Raw genomic sequence first — 12,826 nt, 5'->3', positions numbered from 1 at the left:
GCCATGGTGCAACCGCGAAAGCGGCAGATCGTGGCGGTGACGCTCCCGGCGACGCGGATGGATCAGCCGTGGCGTTCGAGCGCCGCGGCGACCTCGGGCAGGCGACGGTGCAGGTCGTCGAACAGCGGTGCCAGTTTCTCGGTGACGATGGCGCGGACCTCGCTGGTATCGCCGGTCGGGCGGCTGCCCTCGAAGACGCGCTCGCGCGCCTTGGGGAAGCGGTCCTCGGCGAAGGGCACGCCAAGGAAGTCGCAGATGCGGCGCAGCACGCCCATCGGGTCGTCGCGGATCAGCCCGTTGAAGTCGATATGCAGCTGCCCCGGCGGCAGCATGCCCTTCCAGCGCAGCAGCCAGGTCGCGTAGTCGGAATACCAGGCGACGCCGTTCCACCAGTTGGACAGCGCGATCTCCTTCATGCGCTCGGTGGTCGGGTCCTTGCCGCACAGCATCGCCAGGTGGGACATCGCGCGCGCGACCGGGTGGCGCAGCAGCGCGATGACCTTGAGGTTCGCATTGAACGACAGGGCGTGGCGGATGCCCTCGCGCGGCAGCACGGCGTATTGCGGGGAGATCTCCCCGCACAACTGGTCGATGCCGCAATCCTTGAACAGCGCGGCGTAGTCGGCATCGTCCATCGGTTCGCGCGACAGCGCATCGAGGATGGCGAGGATGCGTGCACGGAACTGCGGGCGGACCCGCACCGGATCCATCAGGTCGGGGCGGTTCCAGTGCTCGCGCGCCTGGGCGACCTGGTGGGCGCGATGATCCGCATCGGCCTTGGCCCAGCCGGGGATGTAGCGGGTCGAGAAATAGGCGACCTCCTTCACCGGGGGCAGCAGCAGGGCGGGATGGGTGCGCAGATTGGCGTGCAGCCAGGTGGTGCCGGCCTTCTGCGCCCCGATGCACAGGAAATCCGGGCGCGCGGCGCGTTCGAAGGACAGTGGCGCGAAATGGGGGCTGCGGCGGTCGGGCAGCGCGGGTGTACCGCCATCCTCCGGCGCGATCTTGTCCAGCATCCAGGGCTCCAGCCGGCCGGCGCTCCGAAACGCTGGCAAGGCTTTCCCTTAGCGCCCGGTCATGCCAGAGGAAAGGGCAACATGCCCCACCCATCCGTGCCTGGCCTGCGCTATCCCGACTTCCTCTGCATCGGGGCGCAGAAGGCGGGCACCACTTGGCTTGACGCCAATCTGCGCCGGCATCCGGGGCTCTGGATGCCCTGGATCAAGGAACTCCAGTACTTCAACGACGTCCATATCCCGGGCCACCGGGGCTGGACCGGCCGCCATCGGCAGACCCATGCCGAGGCCGCGGCACGGCGCCTGATCCGCCAATGCGGGGATGGTCCGCTCGACCTCGTGACGCTGCACGGCATCAGCGCGGTCGCCACCGAGCCGCTGTCGGACGAGTGGTACGGGCGCGTCTTCGCCCATGCGCCCCCCGACCGGTCCTGTGGCGAGATCACCCCGGAATACAGCCTGCTGCCGGCTGGCGGCATCGCGCATGTGCAGCGGCTGAATCCGCGCATGAAGATCATCTTCCTGATGCGCGACCCGGTCGAACGCTGCTGGTCGCATCTGCGCATGCTGTCGCGCGGCCAGCAGGATTTCGATTTCCTCGCGGCGGCCGCGCTGCCCGATGTGCTGGCGCGGGCGGATTACCGGCGCATCATTGCGGCCTGGACCGCCGCCTTCGGCGCCGAGCAGGTGCTGACGGCCCGGATCGAAGAGGTGGCGGCGGCACCGGGGGACTTCCTGGCGCGCGTCGTGGAATTCCTCGGCCTGCCCTGGCACCCGGCGGTCGGGTCGCGGGCCGGGGAGCCGGTCTTCGTGGGCCCCGAACTGCCCATGCCCGCCGCCGTGCGGGACGCGCTGGTCGCCGGGCTGTCTCGGCACGCCGCCTGAGGGGCCGTTCGCCCCGCCATGGCCACTGTCCGGGCGCCGCCACCGCCGCGCCGCGCTGGAATGGCGACCTGCGCCGGTGGCCGATATCCCGAACGGAGGACGGCGGGGTCGCCTTCCGCCGCATCACGATCTGGGCCATCGTCCCGCAGGACTCGGCATGAAACGGGAAACTGGATGGATTACCGGCGGCACAATGTCGACCTGCTGCGCCAGCATGGCGACATCGCCAGCAAGCGGGTGCTAGAGATCGGCGGCGACAGCCGCGGCGAGACCGCACGCATGCTGCTCGAGGCCGGCGCGCGGGAGGTGGTCGTCACCAATGTCGGCCATGGCATCAGCACCGGCCAATTGTCGGAGGCGATCAGCTTTCGTAAGATCGACGCCCGCCGCCTGCATGAAGCCTTCCCGCCGGGGCATTTCGATGCCGCCTTTGGCGTCGCGGTCGCCGAACACATCCCCGACCCGGCGGCCTGGACCGAAAGCCTGGCCCAGGTGATGGCGCCGGGCGGCCATGCGCTGGTGCATGGCGGGCCGATCTGGTCCGGCCCGCACGGCCATCATGTCTGGGTGTCGATCGAGGGCGTGGACTACCGCTTCACCGACAAGTCGAACCCACTTGCCGCCTGGGACCACCTGCTGCACGACCAGGTCTCGCTCGCCGCCTATCTGGTGGCGGAGAAGGCGATGCCGGCGTCCCATGCCGCGGCCGTCGCGCATTTCGTCTACGTCGACGCCAACATCAACCGGGTGCCCTATTCGCGGCTGTGCGCCGAGATGGGCAGCGGCGGGATGGCGCTCGCCGAGGTGTATCCGAACATCTATCGCCGGCCGGATGCGGCCATGGCCGAACGGCTCGCCGCCTCGCCACTGGGGCCGCAGGAGAGCTACGAGGTGTCGGGCGCGGCGTTCCTGCTGCGGCGGCGGTAGGGAAGCGCGGCGCCGCAAGGGGGGGGCGGTACGCGCGCAGGTTGGAGGGGCGTTGCCCCTCCAAGCCACCCCACCAAAGGGCTGCGGCCCTTTGGAATGCGGTCTTTTTGGTGTTGGGCATCGAGGTGTTGCCTCGCCTGGGTGTGCGTCGTGCTGAGCGCCATATGGATGGTCGTGCGGCCACTCTACGGGAGGAAAGCGACATCTCGGCACGGCGCACGGTCATTGCGCCGGGGGCCGCGTCGCGAGATCGTCGAGGCGCCGGAAGATGGTGATCTTGCCGACCGCGGCAGAGCCGCCTGCGCCCAGGACAGGGCGTTGCGAATCAGCCGCCGATCGAACGCCGGAACAGCGTGTCGTAATGCTCATGCACCATGCGGATGCGCGCCGGGTGCAGCGTCGGATCGAACAGCAGCGCCCAGGCGGCGCGGGCGTTGGCGACCATGCGTTCCGCCTCGGGCAGATGCGTCTCGCACCAGGCGAATTTGTCGGCCAAGTCGGCGACGCCGCCGTCGAACGGCACGAAATGCACCCAGGGCCGGAAGTAGTTGTCGCCATAGGCCTGCCAGGGCGACGCCTCGCGGATCACCAGGGAATTGCTGTTGAACGCCCAATAGACGTTCGATGCCCAGTCATTGCCGTCGAGTGCGAGGATGTAGCGCGAGGCGATCTGCTCGGCCGCCCGCATCGGTGCGCGGAACCCGGCTTCGAGGATCGGGTAGCGCGCCGCGGCAGCCGCCACGTCGGGGCTGCGAACATAGCCGATGTCGCAGAAATCCGCCTGGCGGGTCGCCATGGTCAGCGCGAAGCGGGGGAATTTCGCCAGCAGCGCGACGGCCTCTGCCTCGGGCAGATGATCCTCGCGCAGCACGCGCATCAGGAACCGGTAATCCGCATCGAAAGGCCGGGTGCCGCGCAGGGTGCCGCGCCAGACGATGCGCGAAGCCTTGTCGCGCAGCGCCGTCCGGTCATCGAGCATCGGGATGGACGGGGAGGGGTAGGTGTGGTGGGTCAGCAGCGGGACGATGACCGCCTGCCGGTCGATCCTCCGGTTGTGCTGGAACACCGCCACCGGCCGCTGCGCGCGCAACTGCCGCGTCCAGTCCACGGAACGCGCGTCGTTCATCGACAGCAGCATCGCGGTGCCGTCCGAGACAAGGCCGAGGGCGCGATTGGCGATATTGACCAGCCGTTCGGTCATGGCGACGGGCTTCGCTTCGACGGATCGCAGCCGGCCTTCCCCATGGTCGACCTTGCCGGCGAATTCGCGGCCCAGCAGCAGTCCCGGCTGGCCCTTCACCACGCCCACCAGGTTGGCATCCAGCCGGGTCGGGTCGCCGCGGAAGTCGCGCGGGTCGAAGATCGGGCCTTCGATCAGCTCGCCGAAATGGAAGGCGAGGTCCGAGGCTCGAATCGCGTCGAGGCCGGGCTGTCGGTTTTCTAGGATTTCCATCCGGGCCGGCTTCTGCCAGAAACCCCGCGGCCAGTCGATGCCGCGCGGGGTTTCGCGCCGCTTCCACCCTATGCATCGGGCAGATCCATCGCACCATGACCAGCACCACGCCTGCATCCATCGCCATCGGTTCCGACCATGCCGGGCTGACGCTCAAGGACGCACTGCGCGCGGCGCTTGAAGCCGCCGGCCATGCGGTGACGGACCACGGCACCCACGGACCCGATTCCGTCGATTATCCGGACTTCGCCCACGCCGTATGCGCGGCGGTGGCCGGCGGGCGGGCCGATCGCGGCGTGCTGGTCTGCGGCACCGGGATCGGCATGGCGATCTCCGCCAACCGCCATCCGGACATCCGTGCCGCGGTGCTGCATGACGGCACCGAAGCCCGCCTGACCCGGGCCCATAACGACGCGAACGTCGCCTGCTTCGGCGCCCGCACGGTGGGGGTGGAGGTCGCCCTCGACGCGCTCCGCGCCTTCCTGGGGACGCCCTATGAGGGTGGCCGCCATGATCGCCGCCTTGCCAAGCTGGCGCCGCCCGGCGCAAAACCGGCCGCATGATGCGCCCCGCCCCCAGCCCTCTCCGCGCACCGGACGGCCCTGCCGCCGGCAGCCCCCCCGAGACCTTCTTCCGCGCGCCCCTGGCCGCGGCCGACCCGGCCATCGCCGCTGCCGTTGCGCAGGAACTGGTTCGCCAGCAGGACGGCATCGAGCTGATCGCATCCGAGAACATCGTCTCGAAGGCGGTGCTCGAGGCCCAGGGCAGCGTGCTCACAAACAAATACGCCGAGGGCTATCCCGGCCGCCGTTACTATGGCGGCTGCGAGGCAGTGGACGTGGCCGAGCGACTGGCCATCGAGCGCGCCTGCCAACTATTCGGCTGCGGCTTCGCCAACGTGCAGCCCCATTCCGGCGCGCAGGCCAACCAGGCGGTGTTCTTCGCCCTGATGCAGCCGGGCGATACCTTCATGGGTCTGGATCTCGCCGCGGGCGGGCACCTGACTCACGGCTCGCCGGCCAACCAATCGGGCAAGTGGTTCAAGGTCGCGCCCTATACGGTGCGGCGCGAGGACCAGCGCATCGACATGGACGAGGTCGCGCGCATCGCCCGCGAGTCGAAGCCCAAGGTCATCGTCGCCGGCGGGTCGGCCTATGCCCGCGCCTGGGACTTCGCCCGCTTCCGCGCCATCGCGGATGAAGTCGGCGCCTATTTCATGGTGGACATGGCGCATTTCGCCGGCCTTGTGGCCGGTGGCGCGCATGACAGCCCGGTGCCGCATGCCCACGTCACCACCACCACCACGCACAAGACGCTGCGCGGCCCGCGCGGCGGCATGGTGCTGACGAATGACGAGGCGATCGCCAAGAAGATCAACTCGGCGGTCTTCCCCGGGCTGCAGGGCGGGCCGCTGATGCATGTCATCGCCGCCAAGGCCGTGGCCTTCGGGGAGGCGCTGAAGCCCGACTTCCGCGCCTATGCCGCCGCGGTCGTTGCGAACGCCAAGGCGCTGGCCGAGGAGCTGAAGGCCCAGGGCCTCGACCTGGTGACCGGCGGCACCGACAACCACCTGCTGCTTGTGGACCTGCGGCCCAAGAAGCTGACCGGCAAGGCGGGCGAGGCGGCGCTCAACCGCGCCCACCTGACCTGCAACAAGAACGCCATTCCCTTCGACCCGGAAAAGCCGATGGTCACCTCCGGCGTGCGCCTCGGCACCCCGGCCGGCACCACCCGCGGCTTCGGCACGGCCGAGTTCCGCGAGGTCGGCCGCCTGATCGGGGAAGTGCTGGACGGCGCGGCGAAAGCCAACGACGCGGCCGGCAATGCGGCGGTCGAGGACGCGGTGTCGGCCAAGGTGCTCGAACTCTGCCGCCGCTTCCCCGTCTATCCGGGCTGAGGGGCCCGCCCGGATGAAGTGCCCCTTCTGCGGCGCCGAGGACACGCAGGTGAAGGACAGCCGCCCGGCCGAGGACGCCGCGGCGATCCGTCGCCGGCGCGCCTGCGCCGCCTGCGGGGCGCGCTTCACCACCTTCGAGCGGGTCCAGCTGCGCGAGATCACCGTCCTCAAGACCGATGGCCGGCGCGTGCCCTTCGACCGGGAGAAGCTGGCCCGGTCGGTGCGCGTGGCGCTGCGCAAGCGCCCGGTCGACGAGGACCGCATCGAGCGGCTGGTGAACTCCATCCAGCGCCGGCTGGAGACCGAGGGCGAGACCGAGATCCCGTCGCGCAAGATCGGCGAATTGCTGATGGAATCGCTGAGGGAACTCGATCAGGTCGCCTATGTCCGCTTCGCCAGTGTCTATCGCAATTTCAGCGAGGCGAAGGATTTCCAGGCTTTCCTGGGCGAGCTGGGCGGCAAGGAGTAGCGGCGCCGTCGCCCCCTGAAGCTGTCGGTTACCGTGCTGGCCTGGGGCTGCCAGCGCCCCGCCACTGCCGGCAAGCCGGCATCGGCGGTGTCGCTGCCGTTCGCTTCAGAGGGCCTCGCACACATAGGTCACAGTGCGGATCCGCCGCTCCCGCAGGTTGGTGACCTGGTTTCGCGCCATGACCGGGAAGTCCTCGCCGAGGAAGATCCGGAAGCTGACGGCCGGCGGGGCTGTCGCCAGCCGCGCGGCCATGGCTTCGAACCAGGCTTGGCTTTCTGCCGTCGAGTCCTGCGTCTCCAGGAGCCGGAAGCCTGCCTGTGCCAGCAGCGCGGGCATCGTCTCCGGCGTCGCCAGATGGTTGATCGACGGGTCGCGGGCCCAGGGGACCGGAAAGACGACGTCGCCGCCTTCTCCCTGCAGGACGTCGTAGACCACGAAGCGACCGCCGGGCTTCAGCACGCGCCGCGCTTCGGCGTACATGCTGTCCTTGCCCGCGATGTTCATGGCGACATGAATGGTCATCGCGGCATCGAAGGCCGCGTCGTCGAATGGCAGCCGGGTCGCGTCGGCCTGGCGGAACCCGACCCGGTCGGCGAGGCCCACCCGGGCCGTGAGCGCAGTCGCCGCGTCACAGAAGGCCTGCGTCAGGTCGATGCCGGTGACGCGGCAGCCTTCGGCCTCGGCGATGCTGCGGGCGGGGCCGCCCAGCCCGCTGCCGATGTCGAGCAGATGGGACGCAGAATCGAGGCCAAGTTGACCGGCGATCTCCAGCGTCGCGGCGTGGCCGCGGATGTGGAATTCATCGACCGATCGCAGGTCGGCGGTCGTCAGCGTGTCGAGATCCTTTCCCGCCCCGCGCAGCGCGGCGAGGATGCTGCCGGCCAGATCGACCGTGCTGCTGTAGTGGCTCGCCACGTCCTGAGTCACTCACGCCTCCTTGCGGTATCCGGTGCCGATCATGGCACACGACCGGGGCGGTAAATAATTTTCAATTCGCAAGGGAAAATGCGCCATGCGGCGCCGGATGCGACGGCGCGGTTCCGGGCATCATGGCGCCGGGCTCTTGTCTGCCGCCGGGGGCGTGCCACGCCGGCGTGGTAGCGGGGCTGGGCTGCGCGACAGCCGGATGGTCGCCGCGCCGCACAAGGGCTACATCACCATCCCTCCATGTCGGACGATCTCCAGCACATGCGCGCCGCCCTGGCGCTGGCCCGTCGTGGCCTCGGCAACACCTGGCCCAACCCCGCGGTGGGCTGTGTGCTGGTGAAGCATGGTCGCGTCATCGGCCGCGGCTGGACCCAGCCGGGCGGCCGGCCCCATGCGGAAACCGAGGCCCTGCGCCGGGCCGGCGCCAATGCCCGCGGTGCCACCGCCTATGTCACCCTGGAACCCTGCTCCCATCACGGCCGCACACCGCCCTGCTGCGATGCCCTGACGGCGGCCGGCGTTGCCCGCGTGGTGATGGCCATGCGCGATCCGGATCCGCGGGTGAATGGCCGTGGCGTCGGCCTGCTGCGCGACGCCGCCATCGTGGTCGAGGAAGGCCTGCTGGAAGCCGAGGCCCGCGCCCTCAACGCCGGCTTCTTCCGCCGCATCGAAGCCGGGCTGCCCGTGGTGACGCTGAAGCTCGCTACCACCCTCGACGGCCGTATCGCCACCGCCACCGGCGAATCCCGCTGGATCACCGGCCCCGAGGCCAGGCGGGAGGCCCATGCGCTGCGCGCCCGCCACGATGCCATCCTGGTCGGGTCCGGCACCGTGCTGGCCGATGACCCGGACCTGACCTGCCGCATCCCGGGCATGGAGCGCGTGCGGATGCTGCGCGTCGTCGCCGATGCGCGGCTGCGCAGCCCGCCCACCGCGCGGTTGGTCGCCACCGCCACCACCGCGCCCACCTGCATCGTCACCACCCCCGGCCATGCGCCGGGCGTGCTCGCCCCCTTCATCGCCGCCGGGGTCGAGATGCTGACCGTCCCCGCCGCTGAGACGGGGCTCGATCTGCGGGCGATGTTCGGCGCGCTGGCCCGGCGCGGCGTGACGCGGGTGCTGGCCGAAGGTGGGGCCGGCCTTGCCGCCGGATTGCTGCGCGCCGGGCTTGTCGATCGTCTCGCCTGGTTCCACGCCCCGGCCGTGATGGGCGGGGATGGCCATCCGGCGACCGAGGGCTTGCGCCTCGCGGCACTCGCCGCCATGCCACGCTTCCGCAGGGTGGCCATCCGGCCGCTCGGGGCGGATCTGCTCACCGAATACGAATCCATTGCGGAGGTCGCCTGATGTTCACCGGGATCGTGACGGACCTCGGCACGGTGCGGGAGGTGCAGCCGATCGGCGGCGGCCACGACCTGCGCCTGGTCATCGGAACCTCGCCCGCCTTCCTGGCGGAACCGGCGCCGGCCGCCATTGGCGCCTCCATCGCATGTTCGGGCGTGTGCCTGACGGTGGTGCATCTGGCCGCCGATGCCTTCTCGGTCGATTGTTCCGCCGAGACGGTGGCCATGACCACCCTGGGCGGTTGGAAGCAGGGCGCGCGGATCAATCTCGAACGCGCCTTGCGCATCGGCGACGAGCTCGGCGGCCACCTCGTCGCGGGCCATGTCGATGGCGTGGCCGAGGTGGTGTCCGCGACGCCGGAGAATGCGTCCGTGCGCTGGCGCTTCCGCTTGCCGGAAGCGCTGGCCCGTTTCGTGGCGCCCAAGGGGTCGGTGGCGATCGACGGCGTCTCATTGACCGTCAACGAGGTTGACGGGCCGGTCTTCGGGGTCAACATCATCCCCCATACCGCCTCGATCACCACCTTCGGCACGCTGCAGCCCGGCGACAAGGTCAATATCGAAGTGGACATGATGGCGCGCTATGTCGCGCGGCTGCGGGAGTATGAGCGTTGAGCGCGACCACCGACACCGTCCGCACGACCTTCTCGGACTTCCTCTCACCGACCGAGGAACTGCTCGAGGAAGCGCGTTCGGGGCGCATGTTCATCCTGGTCGATGACGAGGACCGGGAGAATGAGGGCGACCTCGTCATCCCGGCCCAGTTCGCCACGCCCGATGCGATCAATTTCATGGCCCGCTATGCGCGCGGGCTGATCTGCCTGGCGATGACGCGCCAGCGGGTCGAGCAACTGGGCCTGCCGCTGATGGCACAGTCGAATGGCACGCGCCACGCGACCGCCTTCACGGTCAGCATCGAGGCGCGCGACGGCGTGACCACCGGCATCTCCGCTGCCGACCGCGCCAAGACCGTCGCCGTCGCCATCAACCCCGACCTGGGGCGCGACCACATCGTCACGCCCGGCCATGTCTTCCCGCTGGTGGCGCGCGAAGGCGGCACGCTGGTCCGCGCCGGCCACACCGAAGCGGCGGTGGATTTCTCGCGCCTCGCCGGGCTGAACCCGGCCGGCGTGATCTGCGAGATCATGAACGACGACGGCACCATGGCCCGCATGCCGGACCTGGTCGCCTTCGCTCAGCATCACGGGCTCAAGCTCGGGACCATCGCCGACCTGATCGGCCATCGCCGGCGCACCGAGCGCCTGGTCCGCCGCGTCGAGGAATCGATCCTGCCGCAGGCGATCGGCGGCGAATGGCGCGCCGTGGTCTATGGCAGCACCGTCGCACCGGGCGAGCACCTCGCCCTCATCAAGGGTGATGTGACCGCCGGCGACGATCCCGTGCTGGTGCGCATGCACGCCGCGTCCCTGATCAACGACCTCGTGGCCGGCCGCACGATCGGGGAACTGCACGGCGCGATGCGCATGATCGCCGAGGCGGGGCGCGGCGTCGTCGTGCTGCTGCGCGATAGCCGCACCGACGGGCTGTCGGACCAGATCCGCCGCGGCCGTGGCCGCGCCGCCGCGCCGGAGTTGCGCGACTACGGCATCGGCGCGCAAATCCTCGCCGATCTCGGCGTGTCGCGCATGATCCGCCTTTCCAACCACCCGCGGCCGATCGTCGGCCTCGAGGGCTACGGCATCGAAGACGTCGAGATCCGGCCCATCACCACGGACAGCACCAATTGAGCACCCTTGATTCCCCCGAGCGCGGCGCTGCCACGCTCGCCGGCCCCGCGCCGCGCATCCTGGTCCTCGCGGCGCCCTATTACCGGGAGGTGGTGGACGGCATGCTCCGCGGCGCGCGGCGCGTCTTCGCCGATGTCGATGCCAAGGTGGATGTCGCCGAGGTCGCCGGCGGCTTCGAACTGCCGGCCGCGCTCGCCATGGCGCTGAAGCTGCCGGGCCGCTGGGATGGCTTCCTGCTGCTGGGCTGCGTGGTGAAGGGGGAGACCGACCACTACACCTTCATCTGCGATGCCATCTGCAACGGCGTGATGAACATCTCGACCGCCTCCGCCGCGCCGATCGGCTTCGGCCTGCTGACGGTGGACAGCCTGGCCCAGGCCGAGGCGCGGTCGCGCGACGACCGCATGAACAAGGGGGGCGAGGCGGCGCACGCCGTGCTGGCCCAGATCGCGCTCGCCCGCGGATGGGGCATCGCAGGATGAGCAAGCCGCCCAAGCCGACCGGCCGGCCGCGCACCGGCGCGCGCGTCGCCGCCGTGCAGGCCCTGTTCCAGGCCGAGCAGACCGGCGAGACGACCGAGACGGTCGCCCACCAGTTCATCCGCCACCGCATCGGCGCCGGCGGGTCTGACGATACCTTCGAGGATGGCCGCATCCCGCTCGCCCATATCCCGTTGTTTGAGGCGATCCTGAAGGCCGCCGCGACGCGGTCCGAGGCGACGGATGCCGAGATCCGCACGCATCTCCAGAAGGACTGGACGCTGGAGCGGCTGGACCCGGTGCTGCGCGCCCTGCTGCGCGCCGCCGCGGCCGAGCTGATGGCCGGCACCGAGCCGCCGGCCCGCGTCGTGATCAACGAATACCTCGATATCGTGCGCGGCTTCCTCGATGAGGAAACCTCGCGCTTCGCCAATGGCGTGCTGGACGCCATGGCCCACACGCTGCGCCCGACGGAGTTCGGGGCGGCGCGGTGAGCCTGCCCGCTGAATTCGCGCTGATTGCCCGCCACTTCCGCCCGCTGGCGGGGGAGGGGGCGCTCGACCTCGCGGATGACGCGGCGGTGCTGGACATCCCCGCCGGGCGGCGGCTGGTGATCGCTGCGGACGCGATGGTCGAGGGCGTGCACTACCTGCCCGACGATCCGCCCGGGACCATCGGGCGCAAGCTGCTGCGGGTGAACCTGTCGGACCTGGCGGCGATGGGTGCGGTGCCGCTTGGCTACCTGATGACGACGGTGCTGGCGCGCGGCACGCCCGACGCCTGGATCGCCGGCTTCGCCCAGGGCCTGGCCGAGGATCAGCGCGATTTCGGCCTGACGGTGCTCGGTGGTGACACGGCAGCCACGCCGGGGCCGACCTGTCTTTCGCTGACCATCCTTGGCACCGTGGCTCCCGGCGCGGTGATGCGTCGCGCCGGCGCGCAGCCGGGCGACGATGTGTGGGTGTCAGGGTCGATCGGGGACGGCGCGCTGGGCCTGCGCGTTCTTCGTGGGGACCTCCCCGGCGACGTGGCGGGGCATCTGGCGCGGCGCTACCGCCTGCCGGAACCCCGGCTGGCGCTGGGGCAGGGGATCGCCGGCATCGCCCGCGCCGGTATGGATGTGTCGGATGGCCTGGTGCAGGACCTTGGGCATCTGTGCCGGGCGGCGGGCTGCGGTGCGGTGATCGAGGCGGAGGCCGTGCCGCTTTCGGCGGCCGCGCGCGGCCTTATCATGGCCGATCCGGCGTTGCTGACGACCATCCTATCCGGCGGCGACGACTATGAACTGCTGTTTGCCGCGGCCCCGGGCGCGGCCACGGCGCTGCTGGACGCGGCGACGCAGGCCGGCGTGGCCATCACGCGAATCGGGCGCATGGTCGCCGGTGAGCCGGAGGTGGCGGTGCTTGGCCGGAATGGGCGGCCGATCAACTTGGTGCGCGGCGGATGGAGCCATTTCTGAGCCCGGTCTGATCGGGCCGTCGGGGCCGGGACCGCGTGCCTCGGTGAAAAGACCGCGAGGGCTTTGCCCCCTCCGCGAGAGGCGGTGCCTCACGCCCCCACTAGAGCGTTTTCCGACCTGCCTGAATCTTTGTTCTTCCGCGACGCGGGAGGGATCTGATTCAAGCTGACGGTCGGAGTGGAGGCCGACGGTCATGACCAAGGCGCTGTCGGAGGATCTTCGG

14 protein-coding genes are annotated in these 12,826 nt (G+C 70.3%); 11 read left to right on the top strand and 3 right to left on the bottom strand.

The window, feature by feature from the left end; all coding sequences use genetic code 11:
* Positions 1-62: 62 nt before the first annotated feature.
* Positions 63-1,016, bottom strand: coding sequence for a sulfotransferase (locus AAFN86_RS26530; protein ID WP_347546629.1), 954 nt, complete (start codon positions 1,014-1,016; stop codon positions 63-65).
* An 81-nt stretch (positions 1,017-1,097) separates the two neighbouring features.
* On the opposite strand from AAFN86_RS26530, the gene AAFN86_RS26525 reads away from it, so the two are divergent.
* A complete protein-coding gene (locus AAFN86_RS26525; protein ID WP_347546628.1) occupies positions 1,098-1,901 on the top strand; it encodes a sulfotransferase in 804 nt (267 codons plus the stop codon).
* A 174-nt stretch (positions 1,902-2,075) separates the two neighbouring features.
* Positions 2,076-2,828 (top strand): methyltransferase domain-containing protein, encoded by a 753-nt coding sequence (locus tag AAFN86_RS26520; RefSeq protein ID WP_347546627.1) that lies wholly within the window; start codon positions 2,076-2,078, stop codon positions 2,826-2,828.
* Between the two features lie 325 nt (positions 2,829-3,153).
* Here the strand turns inward: AAFN86_RS26520 and AAFN86_RS26515 are convergent, their stop codons facing one another.
* Entirely contained in the window at positions 3,154-4,281 is a 1,128-nt protein-coding gene (locus AAFN86_RS26515) for a glycosyl transferase family 90 (RefSeq protein WP_347546626.1), read from the bottom strand.
* A 95-nt stretch (positions 4,282-4,376) separates the two neighbouring features.
* On the opposite strand from AAFN86_RS26515, the gene rpiB reads away from it, so the two are divergent.
* The 3 genes from rpiB to nrdR are packed head-to-tail and all read left to right on the top strand — an operon-like array spanning position 4,377 to position 6,647.
* Positions 4,377-4,844 carry a ribose 5-phosphate isomerase B gene (gene rpiB / locus AAFN86_RS26510; RefSeq protein WP_347546625.1) on the top strand — a complete coding sequence of 156 codons (468 nt, stop codon included), beginning with the start codon at positions 4,377-4,379 and terminating at the stop codon, positions 4,842-4,844.
* The gene (gene glyA, locus AAFN86_RS26505; RefSeq protein ID WP_347546668.1) at positions 4,844-6,178 is read left to right on the top strand and encodes a serine hydroxymethyltransferase; all 1,335 of its coding nucleotides are present in this window, start codon (positions 4,844-4,846) and stop codon (positions 6,176-6,178) included. Before rpiB ends, glyA begins: the two co-directional genes overlap by 1 nt.
* Before the next feature lie 13 nt (positions 6,179-6,191).
* Entirely contained in the window at positions 6,192-6,647 is a 456-nt protein-coding gene (gene nrdR / locus AAFN86_RS26500) for a transcriptional regulator NrdR (RefSeq protein WP_347546624.1), read from the top strand.
* A gap of 105 nt (positions 6,648-6,752) precedes the next feature.
* Here the strand turns inward: nrdR and AAFN86_RS26495 are convergent, their stop codons facing one another.
* Positions 6,753-7,574, bottom strand: a complete 822-nt coding sequence (locus tag AAFN86_RS26495) for a class I SAM-dependent methyltransferase (RefSeq protein ID WP_347546623.1) — start codon at positions 7,572-7,574, stop codon at positions 6,753-6,755.
* 240 nt (positions 7,575-7,814) lie between these two features.
* Between AAFN86_RS26495 and ribD the strand changes: the two genes are divergently transcribed.
* Genes ribD through thiL form a run of 6 tightly spaced genes read left to right on the top strand, consistent with a single transcriptional unit; the run spans position 7,815 to position 12,603 of the window.
* Positions 7,815-8,921: a bifunctional diaminohydroxyphosphoribosylaminopyrimidine deaminase/5-amino-6-(5-phosphoribosylamino)uracil reductase RibD gene (gene ribD / locus AAFN86_RS26490; RefSeq protein WP_347546622.1), complete on the top strand. Its 1,107-nt coding sequence runs from the start codon at positions 7,815-7,817 to the stop codon at positions 8,919-8,921.
* Positions 8,921-9,532: a riboflavin synthase gene (locus AAFN86_RS26485; RefSeq protein ID WP_347546621.1), complete on the top strand. Its 612-nt coding sequence runs from the start codon at positions 8,921-8,923 to the stop codon at positions 9,530-9,532. The genes ribD and AAFN86_RS26485 overlap by 1 nt, the downstream gene beginning before the upstream one ends.
* Positions 9,529-10,665 carry a 3,4-dihydroxy-2-butanone-4-phosphate synthase gene (ribB, locus tag AAFN86_RS26480; protein WP_347546620.1) on the top strand — a complete coding sequence of 379 codons (1,137 nt, stop codon included), beginning with the start codon at positions 9,529-9,531 and terminating at the stop codon, positions 10,663-10,665. The genes AAFN86_RS26485 and ribB overlap by 4 nt, the downstream gene beginning before the upstream one ends.
* Entirely contained in the window at positions 10,662-11,147 is a 486-nt protein-coding gene (gene ribH / locus AAFN86_RS26475; protein WP_347546619.1) for a 6,7-dimethyl-8-ribityllumazine synthase, read from the top strand. The genes ribB and ribH overlap by 4 nt, the downstream gene beginning before the upstream one ends.
* A complete protein-coding gene (gene nusB, locus AAFN86_RS26470; protein ID WP_347546618.1) occupies positions 11,144-11,638 on the top strand; it encodes a transcription antitermination factor NusB in 495 nt (164 codons plus the stop codon). The genes ribH and nusB overlap by 4 nt, the downstream gene beginning before the upstream one ends.
* Positions 11,635-12,603, top strand: coding sequence for a thiamine-phosphate kinase (thiL, locus tag AAFN86_RS26465; protein ID WP_347546617.1), 969 nt, complete (start codon positions 11,635-11,637; stop codon positions 12,601-12,603). The genes nusB and thiL overlap by 4 nt, the downstream gene beginning before the upstream one ends.
* Positions 12,604-12,826: the final 223 nt, after the last annotated feature.

The sequence above is a fragment of the Roseomonas sp. CAU 1739 genome (assembly GCF_039839775.1).
Taxonomy (GTDB): Bacteria; Pseudomonadota; Alphaproteobacteria; order Acetobacterales; family Acetobacteraceae; genus Neoroseomonas.
Note: the sequence above shows the minus strand (reverse complement) of the source record. Positions and strands in the feature narration are given on the sequence as shown.

Bases quoted from the DNA above. Each gene is read 5' to 3' on its own strand.
- AAFN86_RS26530 (WP_347546629.1), bottom strand. From the start codon at position 1,016: ATGCTGGACAAGATCGCGCCGGAGGATGGCGGTACACCCGCGCTGCCC.
- AAFN86_RS26525 (WP_347546628.1), top strand. From the start codon at position 1,098: ATGCCCCACCCATCCGTGCCTGGCCTGCGCTATCCCGACTTCCTCTGC.
- AAFN86_RS26520 (WP_347546627.1), top strand. From the start codon at position 2,076: ATGGATTACCGGCGGCACAATGTCGACCTGCTGCGCCAGCATGGCGAC.
- AAFN86_RS26515 (WP_347546626.1), bottom strand. From the start codon at position 4,281: ATGGAAATCCTAGAAAACCGACAGCCCGGCCTCGACGCGATTCGAGCC.
- rpiB (WP_347546625.1), top strand. From the start codon at position 4,377: ATGACCAGCACCACGCCTGCATCCATCGCCATCGGTTCCGACCATGCC.
- glyA (WP_347546668.1), top strand. From the start codon at position 4,844: ATGCGCCCCGCCCCCAGCCCTCTCCGCGCACCGGACGGCCCTGCCGCC.
- nrdR (WP_347546624.1), top strand. From the start codon at position 6,192: ATGAAGTGCCCCTTCTGCGGCGCCGAGGACACGCAGGTGAAGGACAGC.
- ribD (WP_347546622.1), top strand. From the start codon at position 7,815: ATGTCGGACGATCTCCAGCACATGCGCGCCGCCCTGGCGCTGGCCCGT.
- AAFN86_RS26485 (WP_347546621.1), top strand. From the start codon at position 8,921: ATGTTCACCGGGATCGTGACGGACCTCGGCACGGTGCGGGAGGTGCAG.
- nusB (WP_347546618.1), top strand. From the start codon at position 11,144: ATGAGCAAGCCGCCCAAGCCGACCGGCCGGCCGCGCACCGGCGCGCGC.